General features: G+C 50.3%; 22 protein-coding genes and 1 tRNA gene. 19 read left to right on the top strand and 4 right to left on the bottom strand.

The features are described from left to right. Nucleotides 1–122 precede the first annotated feature (122 nt). The 15 genes from Q0W37_RS11160 to Q0W37_RS11090 all read left to right on the top strand — a co-directional run bounded on the left by Q0W37_RS11160 (nucleotide 123) and on the right by Q0W37_RS11090 (nucleotide 14,805). Nucleotides 123–767, top strand: a complete 645-nt coding sequence (locus tag Q0W37_RS11160) for a hypothetical protein (protein ID WP_297701612.1) — start codon at nucleotides 123–125, stop codon at nucleotides 765–767. Between the two features lie 482 nt (nucleotides 768–1,249). After that, nucleotides 1,250–2,020: a hypothetical protein gene (locus Q0W37_RS11155; RefSeq protein WP_297701610.1), complete on the top strand. Its 771-nt coding sequence runs from the start codon at nucleotides 1,250–1,252 to the stop codon at nucleotides 2,018–2,020. Between the two features lie 467 nt (nucleotides 2,021–2,487). After that, nucleotides 2,488–3,165: an RsmG family class I SAM-dependent methyltransferase gene (locus tag Q0W37_RS11150; RefSeq protein ID WP_297701608.1), complete on the top strand. Its 678-nt coding sequence runs from the start codon at nucleotides 2,488–2,490 to the stop codon at nucleotides 3,163–3,165. After that, a complete protein-coding gene (locus tag Q0W37_RS11145; protein WP_297701606.1) occupies nucleotides 3,162–3,947 on the top strand; it encodes a ParA family protein in 786 nt (261 codons plus the stop codon). The genes Q0W37_RS11150 and Q0W37_RS11145 overlap by 4 nt, the downstream gene beginning before the upstream one ends. A 3-nt stretch (nucleotides 3,948–3,950) precedes the next feature. Next, on the top strand, nucleotides 3,951–4,967 hold the full coding sequence (locus Q0W37_RS11140; RefSeq protein ID WP_297701604.1) for a ParB/RepB/Spo0J family partition protein: 1,017 nt from the start codon (nucleotides 3,951–3,953) through the stop codon (nucleotides 4,965–4,967). Beyond that, the gene (locus Q0W37_RS11135; protein ID WP_297701602.1) at nucleotides 4,968–5,768 is read left to right on the top strand and encodes a M23 family metallopeptidase; all 801 of its coding nucleotides are present in this window, start codon (nucleotides 4,968–4,970) and stop codon (nucleotides 5,766–5,768) included. A 21-nt stretch (nucleotides 5,769–5,789) separates the two neighbouring features. Then, on the top strand, nucleotides 5,790–6,173 hold the full coding sequence (locus Q0W37_RS11130) for a polymer-forming cytoskeletal protein (protein ID WP_297701601.1): 384 nt from the start codon (nucleotides 5,790–5,792) through the stop codon (nucleotides 6,171–6,173). A 218-nt stretch (nucleotides 6,174–6,391) separates the two neighbouring features. After that, the gene (locus tag Q0W37_RS11125; protein WP_297701599.1) at nucleotides 6,392–8,449 is read left to right on the top strand and encodes a hypothetical protein; all 2,058 of its coding nucleotides are present in this window, start codon (nucleotides 6,392–6,394) and stop codon (nucleotides 8,447–8,449) included. A gap of 48 nt (nucleotides 8,450–8,497) precedes the next feature. Next, nucleotides 8,498–9,574, top strand: a complete 1,077-nt coding sequence (locus Q0W37_RS11120) for a hypothetical protein (protein ID WP_297701597.1) — start codon at nucleotides 8,498–8,500, stop codon at nucleotides 9,572–9,574. 375 nt (nucleotides 9,575–9,949) lie between these two features. Next, the gene (locus Q0W37_RS11115; protein WP_297701595.1) at nucleotides 9,950–10,693 is read left to right on the top strand and encodes a metallophosphoesterase; all 744 of its coding nucleotides are present in this window, start codon (nucleotides 9,950–9,952) and stop codon (nucleotides 10,691–10,693) included. 45 nt (nucleotides 10,694–10,738) lie between these two features. Next, a tRNA-Met gene (locus Q0W37_RS11110) sits at nucleotides 10,739–10,811 on the top strand. Between the two features lie 22 nt (nucleotides 10,812–10,833). After that, nucleotides 10,834–11,280, top strand: coding sequence for a hypothetical protein (locus Q0W37_RS11105; protein ID WP_297701593.1), 447 nt, complete (start codon nucleotides 10,834–10,836; stop codon nucleotides 11,278–11,280). 104 nt (nucleotides 11,281–11,384) lie between these two features. Next, nucleotides 11,385–12,014, top strand: coding sequence for a dTMP kinase (gene tmk, locus Q0W37_RS11100; protein WP_297701591.1), 630 nt, complete (start codon nucleotides 11,385–11,387; stop codon nucleotides 12,012–12,014). A 284-nt stretch (nucleotides 12,015–12,298) separates the two neighbouring features. Beyond that, nucleotides 12,299–13,945: an endo-1,4-beta-xylanase gene (locus Q0W37_RS11095; protein ID WP_297701589.1), complete on the top strand. Its 1,647-nt coding sequence runs from the start codon at nucleotides 12,299–12,301 to the stop codon at nucleotides 13,943–13,945. Nucleotides 13,946–14,097: 152 nt separating this feature from the next. Beyond that, the gene (locus Q0W37_RS11090) at nucleotides 14,098–14,805 is read left to right on the top strand and encodes an FISUMP domain-containing protein (protein ID WP_297701587.1); all 708 of its coding nucleotides are present in this window, start codon (nucleotides 14,098–14,100) and stop codon (nucleotides 14,803–14,805) included. Nucleotides 14,806–15,088: 283 nt separating this feature from the next. On the opposite strand, the gene rbr is transcribed toward Q0W37_RS11090, so the two are convergent. Beyond that, nucleotides 15,089–15,628, bottom strand: a complete 540-nt coding sequence (gene rbr / locus Q0W37_RS11085) for a rubrerythrin (RefSeq protein ID WP_297701585.1) — start codon at nucleotides 15,626–15,628, stop codon at nucleotides 15,089–15,091. A 219-nt stretch (nucleotides 15,629–15,847) separates the two neighbouring features. On the opposite strand from rbr, the gene Q0W37_RS11080 reads away from it, so the two are divergent. The 4 genes from Q0W37_RS11080 to Q0W37_RS11065 all read left to right on the top strand — a co-directional run bounded on the left by Q0W37_RS11080 (nucleotide 15,848) and on the right by Q0W37_RS11065 (nucleotide 21,830). After that, entirely contained in the window at nucleotides 15,848–17,383 is a 1,536-nt protein-coding gene (locus Q0W37_RS11080; RefSeq protein ID WP_297701583.1) for a sensor domain-containing diguanylate cyclase, read from the top strand. 91 nt (nucleotides 17,384–17,474) lie between these two features. Continuing rightward, the gene (locus Q0W37_RS11075; protein WP_297701581.1) at nucleotides 17,475–19,226 is read left to right on the top strand and encodes an FISUMP domain-containing protein; all 1,752 of its coding nucleotides are present in this window, start codon (nucleotides 17,475–17,477) and stop codon (nucleotides 19,224–19,226) included. A gap of 8 nt (nucleotides 19,227–19,234) precedes the next feature. Beyond that, nucleotides 19,235–20,794 (top strand): phosphomannomutase, encoded by a 1,560-nt coding sequence (locus Q0W37_RS11070; RefSeq protein WP_297701579.1) that lies wholly within the window; start codon nucleotides 19,235–19,237, stop codon nucleotides 20,792–20,794. Between the two features lie 91 nt (nucleotides 20,795–20,885). Beyond that, nucleotides 20,886–21,830, top strand: a complete 945-nt coding sequence (locus Q0W37_RS11065; RefSeq protein WP_297701577.1) for a PorV/PorQ family protein — start codon at nucleotides 20,886–20,888, stop codon at nucleotides 21,828–21,830. 13 nt (nucleotides 21,831–21,843) lie between these two features. On the opposite strand, the gene Q0W37_RS11060 is transcribed toward Q0W37_RS11065, so the two are convergent. The 3 genes from Q0W37_RS11060 to Q0W37_RS11050 all read right to left on the bottom strand — a co-directional run bounded on the left by Q0W37_RS11060 (nucleotide 21,844) and on the right by Q0W37_RS11050 (nucleotide 25,338). Further along, the gene (locus Q0W37_RS11060) at nucleotides 21,844–22,857 is read right to left on the bottom strand and encodes a sigma 54-interacting transcriptional regulator (RefSeq protein WP_297701575.1); all 1,014 of its coding nucleotides are present in this window, start codon (nucleotides 22,855–22,857) and stop codon (nucleotides 21,844–21,846) included. A gap of 137 nt (nucleotides 22,858–22,994) precedes the next feature. Then, nucleotides 22,995–24,134 (bottom strand): hypothetical protein, encoded by a 1,140-nt coding sequence (locus tag Q0W37_RS11055; RefSeq protein ID WP_297701573.1) that lies wholly within the window; start codon nucleotides 24,132–24,134, stop codon nucleotides 22,995–22,997. 58 nt (nucleotides 24,135–24,192) lie between these two features. Next, complete coding sequence (locus Q0W37_RS11050; RefSeq protein ID WP_297701571.1) at nucleotides 24,193–25,338, bottom strand: hypothetical protein; 1,146 nt, start codon at nucleotides 25,336–25,338, stop codon at nucleotides 24,193–24,195. Between the last annotated feature and the right edge of the window lie 105 nt (nucleotides 25,339–25,443).

Raw genomic sequence — 25,443 nt, 5'->3', positions numbered from 1 at the left:
TTTGGCAAAGCCAAAGGCCAAACATACAACTTTTCCAGATTGTCATGCCCGCCTTGAGCGGGCATCTCCTTCTCTACTATAAATAATCTATATTAAATAACATGAGGAGAACATTTATAATATTGGTAGCGGCATTTTTGAATGCCCATTCGGTTGATTGTATCCGACCCCTGTTCGATTATTTCGCAACGAACTTCGAGAATAATGCACTCGTCATGCCCGGCGAAATGTCGCCGGATAGTCTCTATCAGGAACAAAACGGGCTAGTCTATACTATCAAATACCATTGGACAGGCAATCATCTCGACAGCATGAACCTATACCAATCTTGCCCTGCACACAATATCGAAGAAAGATCCACCTACATTCCCGACTGGGAAATTGACTCTACCAAAGTAGGCAAGGTCAAGAAATACGACTGGAAATCCACGAAGGACAGATGGCACTTTACGGTCTACCGCACAAAGGATTCCGTCTATATCAATAAGGATAAGGAACTGCACCAGATATTCTATATCAAAAACGATACCATCCACGAAGTCAACAGCTGGATTCCCAGGAACTGGATCATCTATCGCGACCCGAATAACGAAAGCAAATGTACCCGGAAAAGCGAAAAGAACCTCATCATCGACACCTATGAATACGAAATGAAGGGGAGTAACCTCATCCAGAAATCAATCAAGTTCGACTATAATAGATACATCAAAGCCCCCGGCCCCTGCACAGGCGGCAATGAATATACCACTATATATTATAAGAAATAACTTTCTAATTGTTCCACGTGAAACCTTATGAGGCGAGTGAAGCAGAAACAAGCAAGCTTGTTTCTCCCCGCAGAGGATAACTCAACTACGAAACTAAAGTTTCGAGTTTCGTATATATTTCCGAGCCGATTAAGGTAGGACACGAAGTGTCCCAACATTTGCGTGAAATACAATCAATATCAAAAAAAATGTTCATCGTCTGGACGAGCCTGGCTGCGTCGGCCACAACCGATCAAGGCGAGTGCCGCGGCCATACTTGTATGGTCATGGCTGAGCCGTAAGGTTGGCGCTTGCGCCAGGAAAGGGAGGGTGCAGGGAGGGAACCGTGCGGCCTTCGCAAAAGTGCGCAAAATGAGTGTCGCATTGACAAATTTATTTGTCAATATGACCGAATGAAGCCACGGACGCCATAGGCGTCAACTCCGAGCTGGGTTCCCTCCCTGCATTCTTTTTTTCATTTAAAATAAACTATATTTATTAACATGAAAAAGCTCATCCTAATTCTCTTCTTTATTGCATTGAATGCCTTCGCCTTCAACTGCCGCGACATGTTCCAGACATCTTTTACATCCAGCATCGCAAATACATATTTGGTAGACAGTGCCTACATCGAAAACTACGCTCACGATTTTACTTACTACGCCTCCATGAAATACCACTATACAGGAAACAACCTGGACAGCATCGTCCGATGCGTAGAGGACAATTGTTCAACAATTCATCAAAAGATGGTTCAGGAAAAATCTGAAAAAAACATCAAGACAACTACCTATTACAACGACCAAATCATCCAAGAAGAAACCTACATCATAGGAAAGGATTCCTCCCTAGCTTATGTCTATAGTCCCGCGATCTCCGATGAACCGAAGATCAGTTACATGAGAATTTCATACTTGCGAAACGACACCCTTTATAGGGAAGTATGGGACCTACCCGAAAACACACTCCAAAAGGAACAAAGCTCCTTCATCACCCCAGACCCCAATGACGAAAACACCTGCATCATAACCTCCTACGATTCCCTCTCCAGCACAACCCAGCAAATTATAACAAATACCGAAAACGGATTCGTTGTGTCGAACAAAAATAGCGAGGAAAAGATGTTCTATATTTTGGTCAACCCCAATTCCACCACCTCGATCCTCCGCAAAAACAAGCCGGCATTTATCCCCGAAAAGTCCAAACATTTTGACCTCCTCGGTCGCCCTGCTAACAGAAAATATATCATAAGTGTTCCACGTGGAACATTCTAAACTATTTCCTATTCACACAAAATCCACATTTATCAAAAACTTATCCACGGATATTTTTAAAAAGTGAAAGGGCGCCCGCCCTTTTTTCTTGTATTCACAAATCATAATACTAAATTATGTTAGGCACGTTAGATTGCTACGCAATCAATGTTTGCTCCTTCGGAGCCAACTTGCTTCGGTTCGGCAATGAAAAATACCTAATGTATTTTTCGCTGCACTCACCTCGCTAACGTTCCACGTGAAACCTTATGAGGCGAGTGAAGCAAAAACAAATTTATTTGTTTTTATTTCCGAGCCGATTAAGGTCGGACACGAAGTGTCCAAACACAACCAAGGTTTCCAAGCAAAAATATGTTCGCATATTTTTATTTGGAAACCGCAGGGTGTCGGCCTTTGGCTTTGCCAAAGTCCAAACAATTTTTAGGTTTTCATTGAGTTATAGAGAAAACAAAAATCAGCAGAATCTTTTGAACCAGTTCTTGACAGAACATGGTGTGCAGCTGTCCGACGATACTCTCGGCAAGCTTTATGATTTTGCGGACTTGGTCGTAGAGACCAAGCAGTTTGGCAACCTGATTTCGGCGAAGGATTCCGAAAAGTTTTTGAGCAGGCACATCGCCGATTCATTGGTTCCCTATATATATATTAGACGAGAGAACGCCCCTGCGGGGCTACAGACTAAAGACGAGAGAATTGATAACAAAGAATCTCTCTCGTCTCTCGTCTCTTCTCTCTCGTCTATCAAATGGGCTGATATGGGAGCCGGTGCAGGTTGTCCGATTTTCCCGCTCGCCATCGTAATGCCCCAGGTGGAATTCTTTGCAGTCGAACCCCGTCACATGCGCGTGGAGTTCATGAAGTACGCCAAGGAAAAACTGCACCTGGATAACCTGACCGTCGTAGGCAAGCGCTTCGAAACTTCGGGACTTGCCTATCTGGATTTTGTGAGCTGCCGCGCCCTGTCGACTTTCGAAAACGACTGGGAACGTGCCCAGCCGGGACTCAAGCGCGGTGGAAAGTTCCTCACGCTGAAAAGTTTCAACAATATTGTTCACCTGGAAAGCAATCCGGAAGTACACATATATAAATATGCACTCCCGCAGGAAGAACAAGTTTACGCCTTAGTCACTCGAGGTAATGAATGAGTAAAGTGATAGCAGTCTGCAACCAGAAAGGTGGCGTGGGCAAGACCACGACTGCCGTCAACCTGGCCGCCAGTTTTGCCGCATTGGAAAAGAAGACGCTCCTGATCGACATGGACCCGCAGGGGAACGCGTCGCAGGGTCTCGGCTACAATGAACTTCAGGATGTGGATATCCACGAAATCCTGAACATGGCCGACAATCCGGACAATGTCACCTACGACAACATCAAGGAAGCTATTCTCGACACGAGCCTCGACTACCTCAAGGTCATCACTTCCGGACCGGACCTCGCCGTCATGGAAATCGAACTGGTGAACGCCATGAGCCGCGAACGTCGACTCGAGCGCGTGATGAACGTGTTGAAGCAGGCGTTCGAATTTATCATCATCGACGCTCCTCCGAGCCTGAACCTTTTGACGCTGAACGTGCTGACCGCCGCCACCAGCGTGCTGATCCCGGTGCAGTGCGAATACTACGCCCTGCAGGGTATGACCGAACTTTTCAAGACCATCCGCGAAGTCCAGAAGAACCTGAACGCTAACTTGAAAATCGAAGGGGCGCTGCTCACTATGTACGATTCCCGCCTGAGCCTCTGCAAGCAGGTTGCCGAGGAAGTCCGCGAGAACCTGAGCGACACCGTGTTCCAGGCGATGATTCCGAGAAACGTGAAACTCTCCGAAGCACCGAGCCACGGCAAGCCCGCCATTCTTTACGATGTGCAGAGCAGCGGCGCACAGGCCTACATGAAACTCGCCGAAGAAATCTTGAACAAGGGAAAGTAGTCAATGGGTAAAAAATCTTTCGCACTGGGTCGCAGCCTCGCCGACATTCTCAAGGATCACTCCGCTCCGGCAGCGTCCGACATTCAACAGTCCAGTGAAAACAATTCACAGAATGGTGCCGATGAATCGACCGGTAATGCCGCTGTTGACAACTCCGAAAAAATCGTTGAAATCAACGTCGAACTCATCGACCCGAACCCGTTCCAGCCGCGCAAGGTTTTCAGCGACGACGAACTGGTGGAACTCGCCGAATCCATCGAGCAGCACGGTCTTATCCAGGCAATCGTCGTCCGCAAGGTCGGCGACCGTTACCAGCTGATCAGCGGTGAACGCCGTACCCGCGCCACCAAGCTCGCAGGCCTCCCGACCATCAAGGCCCAGGTTTACGAAAATGTGGGCGACAAGGCAATGGCCGAATGGGCGCTTATCGAAAACATCCAGCGCGTAGACCTGAACCCGGTCGAAGTCGCCCGTTCTTATCAACAACTTATCAACAATCATAATTATACGCACGACGACCTCTCCAAAATTGTGAGCAAGTCCCGTTCCGCGATTACCAACAGTCTCCGTCTTCTCAAGCTCCCGGAAGTCGTACTTTTGTGGATAGAGGAAGGAAAGATTTCGGGCGGTGCGGCACGTGCCCTCTGTAGCGACAAGATCGAAAATCCTGAAGAAGTCGCGAAGCGCGTCATTGAGGAAGGACTGAACGTCCGCCAGATCGAGGCGATTGCTAGGGGAGAAGATATTAGCCAGACGAAAGACGAGAAACGAGAGACGAGAGAGGGTGAACCGGAGCAGTCTTCAGAGGAACAGCCGGAAGTCCACAAGCCCGAAGTCGAAGCCAAGCCGAAGCCGGAACTCAGCGCCGACATGAAGCAGTTCGAGTCCCGTCTCGAAACATACTTCGGTACCAAGGTGCAACTGAACCCGAGCGCCTCGACTGAGACCAAGGGTACCATCGTCATTAACTATTATTCCATGGACGACCTCACCCGAATCCAGGAACTCATGGAACGCTAAATGAAAGGCAATTACTATACCATACAGATCATCCCGGAAAATTCCAAAGAGATCAAGAAGTACCGCGTCAACACGAAGTGGTTCTTTTTCCTGAAGATTTTCCTGGTGGTGCTGGTGATTGCAGCCGGCTTTGTCATCTACAATGCCGGGCGCATCGGGCGCACGCTCGTGAATTACGAAAAAATCCGCACCGCGAACGCCCAGCTTGCAAAGCAGAACGCAAACTACGAAGAACTCTTTTCGCGAATCGACTCGCTCTGGGTACTGGAAGAACGCATCCAGAATATCCTCGGCACTTTCATCGAGAACGACTCCAACAAGATCAACAGCCTGATCGACAAGAATCGTTTCGCCCACACGCCCTCGCAAAAAATCGACGTGGACTACGAAGGGATCAACGGCTGGAAACCAATGGAAGAAAAGATTCGCCTGGAACATATCCCGAACGTGATTCCCGTTGTCGGAATCGTAAGCAAGAAGTTCAGCGAAGAAAACGACCACCTGGGTACGGACTTTTCGGCCCAGACCGGCAACCCCGTCTTTGCCTCGGGTAGCGGTATCGTGGAATTCGCCGGTTCAAAGGACGAACTGGGAAACACGGTCATCATCGACCACCAGAACGGATACGTGACGAGTTATTCACACCTGAAGGATATCCGCACCCGCAAGGGGAAAAACGTAGGCAAGGGCGACATTATCGGAACCGTCGGTAACACGGGAAACAGCAGTGCACCGCACCTGCATTACACCATTACCAAGAACGGCAAGGAAATGGACCCGGAACTGTTTATAAATTATTAAGTAAGAACCAAGAGGTAAACCATGGCAACAAAAGAACAGGAAATTACCCAGATCGGTCATAGCGTAACGATCAAGGGCGACATCAGCGGCAATAGCGACGTCCGCGTCGCAGGTACCATCAGCGGAAGCATCTCTATCGAAGGCGAACTTATCGTGGAACGCCAGGGGAGTGTCCAGGCCGAAATCAAGACCACTACCGCCGTGATCGCAGGTTCCGTGAAGGGCAACATCGACTGCTCCGACAAACTGATTCTCGAAAGCTCCTCGCAGTTCGAAGGCAACATCAAGACCAAGCGCCTCATTATCCAGGAAGGCGCCGTATTCCAGGGCAACTGCCAGATGGGTCTCAAGAGCGCAGGTGAAAAGTCCGCACCGGCACCCAAGAAAGAAGCCAACCTCCTTTAATTGCACATAAACTGTTTGTTGCTTTTCCCCCTTTAAAAGGGGGACTTTTGTGTTATTCTCCGTGCAAATTAAGAGTGCGTTATTTTACATTGAATTTCTTTCCTTGTAGCGAAATCACATTTTTTTTATTTTTTTAAATTAGATAGACACTTTTTTGTAATTTAGGTTATATTCAAAGTTGGATGTCACCTTTTAGGTGTTTATATCATGGAGGAATTATGAAGAGACAAGTAATTGCGACTATGGCAATCACTTCGGCAATGGCTTTCGCAGCTTCAGACAATACCGCTCTTAATACCGGTCTTTGGTTCAACGGTACCCAATACAGTGTAGAGACTGGACTGAACTGCGACTATACCGATGGCCCGGAATGTTACGGCTACTGGTTCGACTTTGACGATCGCGCAAACGACCATGGTGGCTCGTACATTCTTTACCCGTATTTCGATGAAGATAACAATTCCGCCCTTATCGCAACCATCGATAACCTTGGCTACCTGGCCGTCGAATACCACTTGGTCGATCCGACTACTACCGGACAGACAGCCGAATATCCGTACAATTTCGCCGGAATGAGATTCAACATAGGTTTTTACAATGAATCTGTAGACATCACCGAGACGGGTGGCCTTTGCGTGACCTATATGTCCGACGATAACGTTACACTGGAAGTCGAAGATTCCACATCCACTTACAGCGATGCACTTTGCAACGTAACATTAAAAGCGACTTCATCTCCGACTCCGAAAACAGTCAACACCTTAATTTCCGACTTTAAGCAACCTGCATGGGTAGATAAAAAATATAAGCTATCCTCTTGTGCCGAAGCCTTTAGCAAAGCCACGGCGGTCAAGTTCAAGATTGAAGGCGGGGCTACCGAACGCGACGGAAAACTCCGTATCTTCGAAGTCGGCCCCTATGGAACATGCCAAGGGGACAAGAAAATGTCAGAGAACGAACCCGATAAATTCCGTTTCGATTTGAACAAAAATCATTCCTCCAGTTCATCGGCCCTGAACTTAAGTTCCTCTAGCGTTGCCAGGTCCGTAAATACCGGCATCTGGTTCAACGGTTCCGATTATCAAGTCAATACCGGTGCTGACGATATGTACGAATACGGCGTACATGATAATAGCACGATGGGCATCTGGTACGACTTCGACGATCGCGCAAACGACCATGGTGGCTCGTATGCACTCTACCCGTATGGTGCCGAAGGCGATCCTGCTTCCTATATCTATCCGGAAATCGATAACCTGGGCTACGTGACTATCAAGTATCACCTTGAGGATCCCACACTGACAGGACAAGAAGAAGAATACCCGTACAACTTCGTTGGACTTGCATTCAACATCGTGAATACGGAAAAGACACCGTTCGATATCACCGATACACAGGGACTTTGCGCCACCTATACATCTAGTATAAACGTAAACCTCGAAGTTGTCGACCCCTATAGTACGGAAAAGAACGCCTGCTATATCACCTTGCCCAAGAGCAGCAAGGTAAAGACGGTAAGCAAGAGTATTTCTGACTTCTTGCAACCGACTTGGACTCCAACTGCAAATAAACTCAATAGCTGCGCCCAGGCATTTGCCAAAGCCCAGACTATCAGATTCAAGCTTGACGGAGGCGCAAGCGCAGCAGACGGTCAGCTCCGCATCTTTGAAGTCGGCCCCAGCGGAACCTGTAAGGGAGGCAAGGATATTTCTAAGAGCGAACCCAAAACATTCGCCCATAAATCCGAAGGTACAGGCATTCCGGTCGATCCCATCATTGATTACAAGACAAAATGCCAGACCTTCACGAAGAACGATTCCACCTACTTCTACTGCGACAACATCAAGGTATTCGCTGTCTACAATCCGTCCGAAAGGAACGAATCTGCAGAGTGTTCCCTGAAGAAGACAAAGAGCGGCTACAACGTCATGTGCAACGGAGCAAATGTCGGCACCATCAAGAACAACAGCAAGGCAAGCACTCTTACCTGCACCGAAACCGAATCGACATTCACCTGCACCATCGAGGATGAATCCGAAGACAATGTTTCCAAGAAGTCGGCACCGTCCACGCTCTCCATCTACGTAAAGGGTCGCAAGGTAACCCTGGATGGATTTGGCGACAACACCTACTACAGACTCTTCGACATGCAGGGGAACACGGTCGATAGCGGCTACACCAGCGGAAACATCGACCTGAGCGACGTGAAGTCCGGTAGCTACTTGCTCAAGGTCAAGGGAAGCTTCGAGATGACAAAGAAAATCACCTTGAACTAGGCTTAACTCTTAGCACAAGACCAGGAACAAAATCCTGGTCTTTTTAAGATGAAAAGAATAGTAGCATTGATACTTTTATTCATTCCCGCTATCGCACAAACCGTCAATTCGGAGTTGTGGTATGACGGTACGAATGAACAGGTCAATACCGGCGCAGAATGTATGTATGAATTTGGTGTATGTGAAGGTACCACCATGGGTTACTGGTATACCCAAGATGGACGAAAATACCTATATAGCCAGGACGGAAAAAAGAATAAAATATATCCAAAACCTAAATATCCATTTGATACATGTGGATACTATGGCTCCCTAACGGCTCCAATGATAGACATACTGGGATATTTAACTATTGAATATTACATAGACAAACCAGATACGACAGATCCAAGGGAAAACTCTTTGAGTAACTTTGTCAGTTTTGGATTCAATACGGTAAGCGGTCGACGTGAACCTCTAGATATCACTTCTACAGGAGGTCTGTGCATCACTTATACATCTGACGATGAAGCAAGTCTTCAAGTAAAAGAAGAAAAATCGGGAGTAGCCTACTGTTATGTAACATTGCCAAAGTCAGAAGACCCGATAACCGTCTCCAGCGAAATATCCAGTTTCAAGCAACCTGTCTGGACTCCCGATTCCAATAGGCTAGATAGTTGTGCCGAAGCATTTGCTGCAACGCAGTCTATCTTTTTCAATATCGAAAATAGTGATCTTAACAAAGACCACTTATATGGAAGAATTCGAATTTTTGAAATCGGGCCGATTGGTACCTGTACTGGAAAAGCTGAAATAAAGGTAACGGAAGAACCATCCTCTTATTCTCAAGATATTGATTGGGAAGGACATTTTCAACCTTGTTGTCAGCCTCCGATTTATATAGGTAAGGAAAAGGGTGGATTTCAAAATACCATGAAAAGGGCAGCTATATCTATTGCAGGTCATCAGGTTTACTTGGATAGATTCCATCATTATAATCACTATACACTCCTGGATATCCAGGGGAATATAATCGACAAGGGAAATGTGGATCGTGTTATCGACCTTTCAGGGGTCAAGTCAGGAAACTACATTCTCACAGTCAAAGGAAATGTCCCACTGACTCAGCAGATTGTGTTGAAATAGGCCAAGAAAGGGGAGGGCGCCTAAGTACACATCTATATCATTGTAGACTATATATTTATATAAATAGTAAATAGTAATTGATACGGTGAATAGTGGATAAAATGGTGAAAATGGAATTGTAAGTGTATGATGCTCAAAAAGTTATAGACTTAAAAATATCGGAAAAAAATGTTGAAAACTTCAAATGTGTTCACTTTTTTCAATGTGGATAAGTGTTGAAGGTGAGTTTTCAATGCAAGTCAACAGCGAATCGACAGAATGGTGTTGAAAATGGTGAAAATTTGGCCTTTTTGACATGATTTTTGTCACATTATTCAATAAAGTCGAAAATCTTTACACGCATTCGTAATATAATAGTTATATTATGCAGACAAAATGTCGTCTAAAATTCTAAAGATAGGCCAGATTTCCGATATGCATATCGGAGAAGACGAAAGCCTTGTCCAGGGAATTGACGTTCGCGCCAATTTCATGAAGGCGGTTGATTCCAAGTCCATGCAGGACCTGGATTTGCTGGTTTTATCTGGAGACTTGGCGAACGAGGATGCAGAACCCGGTGCCTACAGGTATTTTGCGGACTTTATCAAGAAGTCGTCTGTTCCTGTATGCGTTATTCCCGGAAACCATGACCGTATCGAGGTGATGGAAAAGTACCTCGATCTTAAGGGCAAGGTTCAGAACGGCAAGTGTTTCTACCGCTACGATTTATGCGGCAAGAGCATCTTCTTTTTGGACAGTGCCTGCGGCGATGTCTCTATGGAGCAGCTTGAATGGCTGAAGTCGGAAGCCGCGAAGGTCAAGGGCGAAATAATCCTGTTCATGCACCATCCGCCCTGTTTTTGTGGACACCGCTTTATGGACTTGCGCTACCACTTGAGAAATATGGTGGAGGTCCAGGAAACGCTCGCAGGAATAGAGAACTTGACGCACATTTATACCGGACACTACCACGCGCAGTTCGAGGTGTCCATGGGACGCCAGATTGTCCATGTGGCGCCTTCTACCCAGATGCAGATTGACCCCAACATGCCCTATTTTAACTTGCAGAGTGCCGCTCCGGGCTGGCAAGTGATCAAATGGGGCGAAAATTTTGTAGAAACTGAAGTTTATTTTGAATAACCCCTTGAAATTTTAAACCTTTTTGACTAAATTTGGGAAAAATTTGGCGGCTTAGCTCAGTTGGTAGAGCGTCGGAATCATAATCCGCAGGTCTGTGGTTCGAGCCCACAAGCCGCTAGTATTTTGAAAAAGAGGCTGATATGTCAAGACGAATCCTAAAAGTGGCGTTGTTGATGATCGCCTCTTTTTTCGTAGCGGCGACTGTGACCGCGTGCGACAGTGAAGAACAGAATGTTCCCGAAATGAGCCAGGTGCAGACTTCTACCCCGAAGAGTGTGCCTATTGTAAAGGTGGACGCCTTTACCGCTCCGACCTCTTCGGAAATCACTGCGGACAAGGCCCGTATCTACGTGAAGGCGAGTGCCGCCCTCGTGGAACTCGGCGTGCGCTGGTCCGAACGTATCGACAACGCGAACGAAACCGAAAAGATCCAGATTCTGAATGCCTACAACGTGGCCCGCGACCAGCTTTGCGCACGCGTGGGGCTTGCCGGCATTGCCGAATACAACTGGATTACGAAGGTCGCCCTGCCGGACCCGAAGAACAAGGCTCATTTTGAAGCCGCGGGCCTCAAGACCAATAACTAGTTTTTTTTCCGACGCCTGTGGCGGAGGGAATCAGAAGTGAATGTGAAGGATTGCTGCGAGGCAGTCCTTTTTACTTAGGGTCAGTTATTTTTTATTTTATGCGTATGCAGACGGCGAAACATTTTTTTAGTCTCGAGGGAATCGACGGTTCCGGAAAATCCACTCAGATCGACATGCTTATCGATGCACTTACCAGGGAAGGTTACTCCGTGGTGAAATTGCGCGAGCCGGGTGGGGCAAAGATTTCGGAAGGGATTCGTGGACTTTTGCTCGACCCGGCGTTCAAGGGAATCATGGGCGACAAGACGGAGCTGCTCTTGTACAATGCGGCGCGGGCTCAGGTGATTCACGAGGTGATTCAGCCGGCGCTCGATGCAGGGAAGATCGTGATTGCGGATAGATTCGCGTGGAGTACCTTTGCGTACCAGGGATACGCCCGAGGTCTAGGTGCCGACTTGGTGCAGCGCCTTACGGAAATCACCTGCGGCGGGTGTTTCCCCGAACTGACGGTGGTGCTGGACTTGACGGTGGAGGCGAGCCGCGCTCGCACCGCGAAGCGGGGCGAGGCACCCGATCGACTGGAGAGCGAAAAAGCGGACTTTTTCGAGCGGGTGCGCCAAGGGTACTTGGCCGCGGCCCGTGACTACAGCGACTGCGTTTCTGCGATCGATGCGGACCGCACTCCAGACAAAGTATTTGCCGATTTGTACAAGTTAATCAAGTCGCGATTGTAGGCAGTGGAATCGGGGTGTTAGGGGTGGAACCCCTAGGAGAGAGGGTGGAGAGCTACGCAGTGCGAACCAGGGAGAGACCTCTCCCTTCTTTTTTAATTTTTCATTTTTAATTCTAAAAACACTTGATACACCGATAGGTATAATGAGTGCTTTTTCTGTACCACCCCCCGAAAAATCAATTTATTTTCTACCTTGAAGGTTAAACTGGTTATGCAGTGCAGCGATGTTTTGGGTAACTTCTATTGACATTTTGGCATTGCGTAGTTGATAATAAAGGGATGATTATGCTTAAGAAATTCTTGACGGCGTTCGCTATCGGCGCCTCCGTGGGTGCCTCTGCCCTTATGGCGGCCCCGCTCCTCACCAACGGCGACTTGTCTTATGGTGATGGCGGCTGGTATATCTGGAACAACCCCGATGGTCCCGCCAAGTACGAAAGCAAGCTCGGCGAAATGGGCCTTGGCGTGAACGGCAGCGAAGGTGTCAAGCTCACGGTGACCGAACTTCCGAACCCCTCCTGGGGACTCCAGTTGCAGCCGCCCAAGTGGCTTGCCGATTCCGCTTATTATAAGCTCAGTTTCAAGGCGAAGGGAAACGTGCCTATCAACGCCATTATTCAGGGGGGCGCTCCTGACTGGCGACAGAAGGAAAGTGCCTCGTTCATGCTCACGAAGGACTGGAAGGAATATTCCATGGTTTTCCTTGCCGACCAGAAGGGTTACGGTCTCAACAACGTCACCTTCCACGTAGGCCTTGCCAAGGGCTGGCTGCAGATGGACGATGTGACTATCGAGAAGGTCGAGGGCATGGATGACATGACCTGGTACAACAATTCCGCCGCCCGTATCGATAGCCTTCGCAAGAAGGACTTGACGCTCAAGGCTGCGCCGGGTGCCCAGGTGAAGGTGGAACTCATGCGTCACGCGTTCCCCTTCGGTACGGCCCTTGCGCTTTATGCCACCAACGACAGTGTTGAAACCTGGTATAGGAAGACTGCCAATAAGTATTTCTGGTACGGCGTTCCCGAGAACCAGTTCAAGTGGCCGGAATACGAACCCAAGAAGGGCAAGATCCGCCGTGACGAATTCAAGCAGTACCTGGATTACGTGAACGACTACAAGTGGGGTTTCCGCGCCCATACGCTTATGTGGGGCCATCAGGGTTACGGCTACGACAAGCATTTCGGCAACCAGGGTAGCTGTAAGGATATCTCGAAAAAGATCAAGGCCCGCATTGAACGTGACGTCAAGGAATACAAGGGCCGCATCAAGGAATACGACGTGTGGAACGAGGCATTCCACGAACCTTACCTCTTTAACAAGTGCGGCTGGGACTTGCTGGATTCCGCCCATGTCTGGGCACATCGTGCAGACCCCGATGCAAAGCTTTTCATTAACGAATACAACGTGGTGGCCGCCGGCGAAACCGACCGCTTCTACGAACTTGTGAAGGGTATGCTCGACCGCAAGGTGCCCGTACACGGAATCGGCGTGCAGTGCCACTTCGGCGACCGTCAGCTGAACCCGGCCTTCATCAAGGCCCGCTTCGACAGGCTCGGCTCTCTCGGACTCCCGATCAAGGTGACCGAACTTGACTTTGGCGACTGGCAGAAGGGTATGTATTTTGGCGAAGAGGAACAGGCCAAGCGTTACGAGATGTTCCTGCGCATCGCCTTTAGCCACCCGGCTGTCGAAGGCATTCTGCTGTGGGGCTTCTGGGATGGCCGCCACTGGGTGAAAAACGGCGGTATCGTCGCCATGGACGGTCGCGAAAAGCCGGCGGCAAAGCTCATTTACGACCTGTGGCATAAGGTGTGGACCACCAACGGGACGTTTACGGCGGACGCCGATGGCAACGTGAAGTTCCGTGGCTACCCCGGCAAGTACAAGGTGACTGTCGATGGCAAGAGCGAAACGGTCGAGTTGAAATAGCTCCCAATCGCCAAGCTCACGCTTCGCAAGCTCGCTAACTGAAATAAGGTCCCTGAGCTTGTCGAAGGATCTCTACCAGATTTTTAGAAGATGCTCCCATGTGAGGGCGTCTTTTTTTTATTTTGTGTGCAAATTCATTTAGTGAGGAAAACATGAAGAGTCTTTATAAAATTGCGGCCATCTCCTTGGCGATGGCATTCATGGCCTGCGATGATTCCACTTCCGCAAGCGACAACGGTGGAAACGATGGCGGCAATGGAGGTAACGGCGGTGCAGATGTCACCTGCACCGACGAACCTGTAAATTGTCCAGATGTTGAATACGAAAACGAAGTTTACGACATTCGCGACTGCAAGCATTACAAGATTAAAGCTTTCGGTACGCAGACATGGATGATCGAAAACTTGGATTACACCTCTTGCAACATCAGCGGCGAAAACTGGTGCTACGAGGACAAACCCGAAAACTGCGAACAGTACGGTCGCCTCTATACTTGGACAGCCGCAATGGGGCTCGATAAATCTTACCAGAAAAATTACGTGAACCTGGCCGACGGTACCGTGACTAGGGGACTCTGCCCTGCCGGATACCATATCCCCAGCGACGCCGAAACGGATATCCTTATCGCCTATCTTGGAGACAATGTGGACGAATTCAACTTCCAGTACGGTGGCAGAAATTCCTTCGCGGGCTTCGATGATTTAGGAAGAGAGGCTTATCTCTGGACAGCCGACGAAGACCATTCGGAATTAGGCGGTCCGCGCAATGCACGCAGCTGGAGCTACTGGGAAAACTTCAGCTTTGGCGGCGGTTCCGTATTCAAGGACAGCGGACTTTCGATTCGCTGCGTGAAGGACTAGGGGTTTCGGACTCCATTTGAACCAGAAGTATATTTTTTGTTGCATTCCTTTCCGATTACGAGTACGTAAGCGAAATCCAGAAGAAATATGATATCAAGACACTGTCGCAGAAAAAGAAATGAACGCCTCGTGTAAACGAGGCGTTTTTGATATATGCAGCTTGCGCAGTCTGCTGCGACACTTGGCTCCTTCTGTGAGCAACGAAACCCTCGGTATTAACCGAGGGCGGTTGCGAGAGCGCGAGCCAATAATAAGAACTGAGTTAATTTCAGCTCGCGCGGTCTTAATAGTTTTCTGCGGTGACTTCGAAGAAGGACTGCGGATGGGCGCATACCGGGCATGCGGCCGGGGCCTTGGTGCCCACGACGATGTGGCCGCAGTTGCGACATTCCCACACCTTGACTTCGCTCTTCTCGAACACGGCTGCGGTTTCCACGTTCTTGAGGAGGGCGCGGTAGCGTTCCTCGTGGCGCTTTTCGATGGCGGCGACCATGCGGAACTTCTTGGCGAGTGCGGCAAAGCCTTCGGCTTCGGCGGTCTTCGCGAAGTCTTCGTACATGTCGGTCCATTCGTAGTTTTCGCCTTCGGCGGCAGCCTTCAGGTTGGCGGCGGTGTCACCGATGCCGTCGAGTTCCTTGAACCACAGCTTGGCGTGTTCCTTTTCGTTGTCGGCGGTCTTCAGGAACAGTTCGGCGATCTGTTCGTAGCCTTCCTTCTTGGCGCAGCTAGCAAAGTAGGTGTACTTGTTGCGGGCCTGGGATTCGCCTGCAAAGGCGGCCTGGAGGTTCTTTTCGGTCTGGGTTCCGGCGTACTTGTTTGCCATAATTTCCTCTTCTTGGGTTGTGGGCGTTTGTTTTAAAAACTTCCCTTGTGTCTTAGGGGAATATACACTTTTTTTGATGTTGCGGACATAAAAATTTGAAAAAAGGTGTTTTTTTCGCTTGTTTGCCTCTTTTGAAGGTTATTCCAACTTGGAACAATGTTTTTTTTCTTTTACGTCTAAAATTATATATCTTATGCATAAATATAGGGGGCGTTGCCTATGAAACTGAATTTTTCGCTAGATGTAAAATCCGAAGACGACAAGCGTGTTTTCAGGAGCTTTGTCACGGTATGCCCCCTGATGTGGGATACGAGCATTTCTGTAGATGCTCCCTCCGATGACGCCTTCGAGGTAATGCTCTCGGATAGTGCCGCGGATGTCGCTCTCGCCCTGCAGAACGGGCGACCCCATTTCGAAGTGGTCTATCTGGGCGATATGTCCGAGGTCAAGGATGTGTACGCAGCGCTTCTGGACGTGTGGCCTAGGGAAGAGTCGTCGGATATCCGCAGGCAGCGTTTCGAAAAACTTCTGGGGAATTTGCAGACGCGTTTTGATGCCTGGCATTACAAGAACCTGCTCACGACGGCGATTGACAGTGTTCCGGACTTGGTATGGTTCAAGGACAAGGTGGGCGCCCACATGATGGTGAACCAGGAATTCTGCGATACGGTCCACAAGACCAAGGAAGACATTCGCGGACGCGGCCACTATTACATCTGGGATATTTCCGAAGAGGAATACAAGAAGGGTGAATTTGTTTGTATGGAATCCGAGACGGATACCATGAACGCGGGGCATACCTGCGTCTTTGACGAACCGCTCAAGACAAGCGAGGGAATGAAGCAGCTCAAGACGTACAAGACTCCGCTTTTCGACATGTTCGGGAATATCGAGGGAACGGTCGGTGTCGCGCATGACGTGACGGATTTCGGCAACATGGGTCTGGAACTTTCGATCCTGGTGGAAAACATTCCCTTCCCGCTGATTCTCTGCGACGTGAACTGGAAAACCTTGAAGATGAACGACATCTTCAAGAAACTGGTGGGCCTGGGGGACAAGCCTATCGAGGATTTCTCTTATAGGGAGTGGTTCGGCCGCAACATGATGATTGTCGGCGAAGAAAAGGTGAATGAGAAGGGGCGTTCCAGGGAAGGCGAGTATGTACTGAACGTTGACGGGCAGTCGCGTTACTTTATAGTAATCGAGCAGGAAATTGCCGACTATTTCCATAATACGTCTGGTTACTTTGTCTTTTTACGCGATGTGACGGTGGCGTGGAACTATGAAAAGATGATTTTGAACGAAGCCAACACCGATGCCCTCACGGGGCTTTACAACAGGCGCTACTTTGAAGACTTTATCCGTAATAATGTCGGAAAGCCAATGACGCTGATCTATATGGATCTTGACCGGTTCAAGGAAGTCAACGATACGTTCGGCCATAGGCGTGGCGACGATATTCTGAAGGAAATCGCGAAATATATGCTCGAATGTTTCCCCGACGGCGTGGTGTCGCGCCTGGGAGGCGATGAGTTCACGGTCATTATGGAACGCCTGATTCCCGAACACGAAGTGGAAAGGCGCTGCGAACAGCTGGACAAGAACGTTTGTTCGATATTCCGTGCGGGTGATTTGCGTGTTTCCATCAGTTACGGCATTTCGGTGACGAACGGCAACCGAAATATCGACGGCCTGTTACGTGAAGCCGACAACCGCATGTATGAATGCAAGCGGAACCGTCGAGGTGAACAGTAGGCGCTACGGCGAAAGGAAAGATACCTTGTATGGACTGTAGACTCCTAGGCTTTTGGCCGAGGGGCGTCTCTCTTTTTTTATATTTTAGCGCATGAATAAGTTTAGCCGTTCTATTTTGTTGTTGGCGTGTGCCGCGTCGTTTTTTTCGTATGGATGTAACCATGATTCCGGTAGCGGAAGCGGAGAGGACGAAAGGGAATTTCCTGTAGTGGACCGTTGTGCAGAAGAGTACGGCTTCGAAAAGGATTCCGCCTGGTCCAAGGCAATTTCTGCCGATTCCTATATGGAAACGTGGCTTTGCGACAGGTTGTCCGAGTACATGAACACCATGTTCTCGTTTTACGCACGGTGCGTGTCGGCGGAATATAACAAGTCCAAGAACCGTTTCGATATAGAAATCATTACCGAACGTGGCGAAAAGTATATCTGGGCGGATGTCTCGGGTTGCAAGTACAAGTTCGATAGCGACGGCGATTTTAAGGACTGGACCTCGACGGTCAGCGAATGGGGCCTTGACGAATGTTTCTGCAAGGTTGATAACGGCGTGACCTACTACCGCAATGTTTCGCCCAGGAAACCGGAGGAAAGTTCCAGTTCCCTGAAAGCCGAATCAAGTTCTTCTGCCAGTTTCTCGAGTTCTTCCAGGTGGAATTTTGACACGCCGGAAAGTTCGTCTTCGAAGGCGAAGGTTTCTAGCAGCTCTTTCGTGCTCACGGCGGGTGATTTCGTGAAAATCGGTTCGCTAGAATGGATGACTAGGAATTTGGACATCGATGTCGAAGGGAGCATGTGCTACGATGACGATCCGGTGAATTGCGAAAAATACGGTAGGATCTATACCTGGTCGGCTGCGATGGGTATAGACCCGAAGTACGACAGGCAAAAACTGGGCGAAATCGAACTTCCGTACCAGGGAATCTGCCCCGAGGGAACGCACTTGCCTTCTGACGAGGAATGGGCGCTCCTTGAAATGTATATCAACCAGGATCCTGAATACAAGGCGTATTTCACGAACCAGATTGGCGGAGCTTACGACTGGAAGTCTTTCTACAGGTCCGAAGACGTGGAAACGGTTTTCTGGACGACGACGGAATACGAGGCGGCGGGAACCGGTTACGATTATGAGTACGCCTGGATTTGGGCTTACCGCAAGGACGGTTCCATAGCGAGAAGCAATCCGCACAAGTACATGGGTGCCTATGTGCGCTGCGTCAGGGGCGAGGCTTCCGTGGATCTCTTATCTTCGAGCAGCGCGGATGAATCCTCTTCTAGTGTGGAGTCGTCTTCGGGCGAGGACTTTGCGGACGAGACCTGGCTTACCTACGAGTATCCCGACATGGGGCGTGTAGAGATTGGCGATCAGGTCTGGACGACCAAGAATCTGGAGGTTCCCATGAAGGACAGCCGCTGCTATGAAGATGATGAAGCCAATTGCGAAAAGTACGGCAGGCTGTACACCTGGGCGACGGCGATGGCGGTGAATACGAGGTTCGACCACGAACAGCTGGGCGAAATCGACTTGCCGTACCGTGGAATCTGCCCCGAAGGGACGCACATTCCAAGTGAGGAAGAATGGGTCGCCCTTTATGACTATGTTCTCAGCAATCCCAGTGCGAAGGAGAATTTTATAAACCAGCTTGGTGGCGAGTACGAGTATTACGGCCAGTATATCAAGGAAGGCGAACAGGCCCTTTTCTGGAGCTCCACGGAATACGACGTGACGGGAACGTCTCACGAATTTGAATATGCGTATCTTTGGGCGTACCGTAAGGACTTGTCCGTAGCTTCAGATAATGCACACAAATATACCGCAGCATACGTTCGCTGCATTTACGATAACTAGAGGTTCTTATGAGCGTTTCGATGCAAGAAGTGATGAAACAGTCCGGCGTGGCATTCGGCACTAGCGGTGCGCGCGGCCTGGTAACGGCGATGACGGATCGCGTGTGCTACGTGTATGCGCGTTCGTTTATCAAGTACTGCGAATCTAGCTACAAGTGCGAACATACGATTGCGATTGCAGGGGATCTGCGTCCGAGTACCGAACGTATTCTGAAGGCCTTGGTGAAGGCGGGCGAGGATTCCGCGTGGAAAGTCGTCTACTGCGGTCGCATTCCGAGCCCGGCCATTGCGCTGTACGGTATCGACAAGGCGCTCCCGACTATCATGGTGACGGGAAGCCACATTCCCGCCGACCGTAACGGAATCAAGTTTAACCACCCGCAGGGCGAAATTACCAAGAAGGACGAACAGGGAATCGTTTCGCAGTCGGTGGATTTCGACGAGGCGATTTTCGATGCGAAGGGCATGCTGAAGAACGCCCCCGCGCTCCCCGCTGTTGAAACCGAAGCCGAAGAAAACTACGTGAAGCGTTACCCGGAATTCTTCGGCACGAAGGCCTTGCAGGGACTCACCATCGGCGTGTACCAGCATTCCGCCGTGGGCCGCGACATCGTGGTGAAGGTTCTTGAAAGTCTGGGCGCAACGGTAAAGCCCTTTGCAAGGAGCGAGACGTTTATTCCGGTCGATACCGAGGCTATTCGCAAGGAAGACGAGGACTTGGCACGCGACTTTGCGCACAAGGATTTCGTGGATGCCATCTTCAGCACCGACGGCGATAGCGACCGCCCGCTTCTGGCAGACGATGTAGGCATGTGGCTGCGTGGCGACGTGCTGGGCATCCTCGCTGCCCAGGCGCTTGGCATCAAGCGCATTGCAACTCCGGTGAGTTGCAACACGTCGCTCGAAAAGTCGAACAGCTTTGAGGGTATTTGCCGTACCCGCATCGGAAGCCCCTACGTGATCGCCGGCATGGAAAGCCTGGTGGATGCAGCGGACAAGAGCGTCTCCGTCGCAGGTTACGAGGCGAACGGCGGATTCCTGTTGCAGACCGACCTCACCCGCGAATTCGTGGAACGCGACGGTGGCGTTGAAAAGCGCGTGAGCCGTACGCTCAAGGCGCTCCCCACCCGCGATGCGCTCCTCCCGATGATTGCCGTGATGGTGCGTGTCCGCGAAGAACGCATGTGCGTCGTGGACCTCCTGAAGAAGCTCCCGAAGCGCTTTACGCTCAGCGACCGCTTAAAGGAATTCCCGACCGAGACGTCGAAGGCGAAGCTTGCCGAAATCCGCGAACAGAAACTCGGCAAGAAACTTTTCGGTGGCCTCACCGCGAAGCCCAGCCGCTTCAAGCCCAAGGACGGTTCGACTCCGGCTCCGTTCCACGGCGAAATCGTCTCTATCGACGAGACCGACGGTTACCGCATGGAATTCGATTCCGGCGATATCGTGCACCTGCGCCCGAGCGGAAACGCCCCGGAATTCCGCTGCTACGTGGAAACCGACGACAAGGTGCGTTCCGCTGAACTCCTGGCCGGCTGCATGAAAATCATGGAAGGCTGGAGATCGTAGAAGTTAGTTGGTAGAGCTCAAGGACCTTATTATAGGTTGGTGAGCTTGCCGAACCGAAGTTCTAAGTTCTTTTTTTGTATTTTATATCTATATGTTGAAACGTTTCGCTGCCATCGCCTTCGCCGCATGTTCCCTTGTATTTGCCGGGGAGCATTGGGGAGTCGATGCGGGCGCCGTTTCGATGAAATACCTTTCGATGCAGGTCTCGGCGCGTAACGCTGGCCTTTCGGGTGCGGGTGTCGCGGATGCGACGAGCGCTTCCGAAATTTCGCGCAATCCGCTTGCCATGGGCGCCGTGCAGGAATCCGAGGCGGGCGTGAACCACGTGATCTTCCCCGAATACACTGCCGACGACTTTACCACGGCGTATTTGGCGCTCCCGTTTAGCCTGTTCGATTTTCCGCTCACTTTCGCGGCGGGTTTCGAGTTCCTCGGGTACGACGGTATCGAGGGCCGTGACGAAGAAGGCTTCAAGACATCGGATTACGGTGCCTACGCCTGGACGCTCCAGGCGGGTCTTGGCAACAGGAACAAGGTGTTCAATTGGGCGGCGACGGCCCGCTTCAGCCAGCAGACCATTGACGACGAGACCGCCCTCGCGTTCCTCGGCGATATTGGTGGTGCCTACCACGTGAACGAGTATTTTGCCTTTGCGGCCACCCTCACGAATTTCGGCTACATGGGTGACTATGACGGTGAAAGCGAGACCGCCCCGATGGCGCTCCAGGCGGGCGTGACGGGTGTCGTTCCCGTTGCAAGGCTTTTCGGGTTCCAGAGCCGCTGGGATCTCCACGTTTCTGCCGACGCCTACCGCCGTGCCGACATGGAAGACCCCGAATGGCGTTTCGGCGGTGAACTCGACTACAACGAGACGCTTGCTCTTCGCATCGGTTATGCGGCACGCCCCGACACCGAAGATGGCGTGAGCGCGGGTATTGGCGTCATATTCGGCATGGTCAGTTTCGACTACGCCTACAGCCCGAAAAAAGCCTTTGACGGCGGCTACCACTACCTGACACTCGGCATGCGCTTCTAGGAAACTTAACTTTTCAACTGCTGTGCTTCTTGATCTGGTAACTGAGGCAGCCGCGGCTGATTCCTAGCTTTTGCGCGGTAATGCTTTTGTTGCCGTCGTTACGTGAAAGTTCTGTACAAATTAAGTCCCACGTGGGGGAGACCGAATAGCGCCTCGGTTTTTCGTAGAGCGAGTCGATATAGCCGCAGTAGGCTTTGACGTCGTTTGCTGCGGTATGCTCGTGCGCCCCTGTTTTTGGGGATGCGGCGGGCCTCGCTGCGGAATGGTTCAGGGGCGCCTCGCAGAATTCCTCGTCCAGGATTTTAGACAAGGTAATTCCATAAGGACGAAGCAGCGAATAGCGCTGCAGAATGTTCTTGAGTTGTCGCACGTTGCCGGGCCATTCCCTGCTTGCAAGAAGCGAGACTTCGCGTGCAGATAGCCTGGAAACTCCGGTGGGGTATTCACTTGGGCGTGGCGCGTCTGGATGTTTCATTCCGTGGATTTCTCGCCACAGCTCATCGGTGATGTTGCCGAAATCTTCGCGTTCGCGGAGTGGCGGGATGCGTATCGGAAAGACGTTCAGACGAAAGAAGAGGTCTTCGCGGAATCGCCCCGCCTGCACCTCGCCGCGCAGGTCGCGGTTGGTGGCGCAGATCAGGCGGAAGTTGACGGGAATGGAGGTACTTTCGCCGAGCGGCATCACCGAGTGTTCCTGCAGAATACGCAGCAGCTTGCACTGTGTTTCGAGCGGCATTTCGCCGATTTCGTCGAGAAAGAGCGTGCCGCTATCCGCCGAGCGTACCACTCCGAGGCGTTCCTCGGTGGCGCCGGTGAACGCCCCCTTGCGGTGCCCCTCCAGGATGCTTTCGGCAAGCCCCTTGGCAATCGCGCCGCAGTTGAGTGCGACAAAGGGGCCGCCCGCCCGCTTGCTGTGGGCATGTACAAAGCGGGCGGCGACTTCCTTGCCGCTTCCCGATTCGCCGAGGAGCAGAACCGAGATGTCGGAGCTTGCCGCGATGCGTAACATGGATTCGTGTCTGTTCATAGAGCCTCTATTCTATACACGCTTTTTTCGCGGCGTCTATGACTGGTTGGGTGATAATTTTACATTCGCGCCGATTTTTTTACAAAAAAAGGAGGCCTTCGGGCCTCCTCTCAGAAACGGTGCCGTCGGGGCGCCTGCTATTTCGCGTACTTCATCAACTTGCGGAAGAATTTTTCTTCGCGGGTTTCATGGCGGGGTTCGGCGCTGTCCGTTTCCGCCTGTACGGCCTTCTTGGCGAGTCCATCGATGGGTGAGGGGAAGTTGTATCCGTCCATGGGGTCGAATTTCATGCCGATTCCCTGGATACATTCCTTGAATGTTACGGAGTTGCTGTATCTGTACCTTTCGGCGGTGGTGAAATTGTTGTGGTTGATGTCTTCCCAGTCATCGTCAAAATAGAGGTCGTCCCAGTATTCGGCCTTGCAGTAGGAACTGTTGACGTAGTGTGTGACATAGTCCGCTTTGCAGACTGTAGCGCCGTCGCTTACTTCCACGTGGATTTCGTTGTTGTCGTTCCCTGTGTAGTAGCCGGATTCCTGCAGGGAGCGGTCGACCTTAGCGCTAACAGTATACGTCTTGCCTCCCAGCTCGAATGTCGCGTTCGTCTTGGTCTTTTCCTTGAATACGATCCCGTTATCTTCTGCATGTTTCTGTACTTCCGCAGAATCCATGTACATCACTTCGTCCAGGTAGAGGTCGGAAGACCTTCCTTCGAGAATCTGGAAAAGCTGTGCCATGAAGTATGAATTCATGTAGTCGTCGTGGTCGGCAAGGTAGAGGTCGAAGTGGAATTCATAATCGGCTTCGACTGATCCATGGGAGAACGTGATGGTACGGTGATAGTACTTTTTGTTGTTGGCGGAACATTGGGTTACGTTTTCGTCTGCTTCAAAACTGCATGCGATATAGGTCCATGTGCCGTAGATGTTTCCGGCAGAGCCCCCGGTCAGCATCTGGGCGTAGTTTTCCGGCTTGCCCTGGTAAATGCTGAAAAGGAGCAAGGTGTCACCGTGGAACTCGTAGTGCAAGGAGTCGGGTTTCACGTAAATGTCCATGGATTTCCATGTAAGGTTGTCGCCTTCGACAACGCACATATCTTCGGTCAGCTTGTCGAGAGTCATCACCAGGAGTTGCTGCGATTCGTCGACATAGAGCGAGGCCTTTCTCGAAATTCCGCCGCTGGCATTGGAAGATGAATCGTCGCCGCATGCACTGACGAGCAGCATGGACGTGGCGATTGCCGATATGGCGAGGGCGTTAAGCAGGGAATGCTTCATTGTTTGTTCTCCGTATTTTAGTTTGTCAACAACCAATATAGCAATCTTTTTGACAAAATTATTTTTCGGAATCGCTGTATTCACTTTCGGGATCGAAAGTCTTCGCGGCGATTTTATCGATGCACTTGTCGAATTCATCTTCATTCTGGTCCACGTACATATAGGAATAATGGACCTCGCGGTTATTGTCCCCGTATCCCGTTTCTTCATAGAATATGCCAGCATTTTCCGCATTGCACTGCTCTTTTTCGATATTCTGTATTTTATAGTAGCCGCTACAAGTGGTCGTGCCATCTGTCACTTCTGCGCTTATGTCCATCAGCAGATCGTTATATTCGCCTAGTTTCTGCTCGACCTTGTTGACCTTGAAAGTGTAGGTTTTCTTACCGATGATGAATGTCTGGCTATTTTCGGTCGAATCGGTAATATCGACTTTGTATCGGGAAGCCGCATTCTTATTATACTCAATAACCCCTTCTGAAGAAAATCCAAAAGGCCAGCCTAAAGAATATCCATAACCGTAGACACTTGCCAACGATTCGTACAATCCACTTATAAGAATATCCACATAACTAACGGCTTCGAGTTCTTCAAGGTATTTTTCGTGGAAGCGTCTCTCTATTTTGACGGCCTTTTTCCCTGTAAACTTGAACGATACCGCAGTTTGTTCGTCCAGCGGGTCATAGCATTTGATTTTCCGGTTTTCCGTAGTATACTCGCAGCCGGTAAACTCCCATGTTCCTTCGAGACTTCCATCTTTACCGCCTACAAGTATTGCACCGTATGCGCGTTTTTCCCAAGAGCCGTCATCCTCATCGGGGTCGATATAGTAAAGCAACAGGGAATCGCCCCGAAATTCATACCAGTAGCTGTAAGGTGCGTCGGCAACGGAAATCGTTTTCCAGGTGTAGCTGTTCCCTTCGGCAACACAGGCTTCCATCGTCTTTGTATTGGGGGTAATCGTAATTTTGTGCTCTTTTTCGTTCGCGGTGAGTGCGCCCGGGAACTCGAATACCGTTGCGGTTCCCATGGTATCAAGCACACGCGTGGGTCCCTGTTCCGGTTCATCTTCCGGTTCCTCTTCCGGTTCGATCAACGGTTCTTCTGACAGGGATTCCGGCTCTGCATTTAACGAATCGCTATTGCTACAGGCGGCAAATAAGAATACAGATGCAGCGACAGCTGCAATAAAGGCTTGTTTCATGGATGTTCTCCTATTTTCCCAAGAAATTTCGGGGGTAATATAGCAATTCCCTAAGTCACAAATACTAGCCAAAAATCATTAAAATTTCTATCTTCGCTCCGCGCG

It is taken from the genome of uncultured Fibrobacter sp. (assembly GCF_947166265.1).
GTDB lineage: Bacteria > Fibrobacterota > Fibrobacteria > Fibrobacterales > Fibrobacteraceae > Fibrobacter.
The sequence above is the reverse complement of the archived record's forward strand: the minus strand, read 5'-3'. Positions and strand labels throughout refer to the sequence as shown.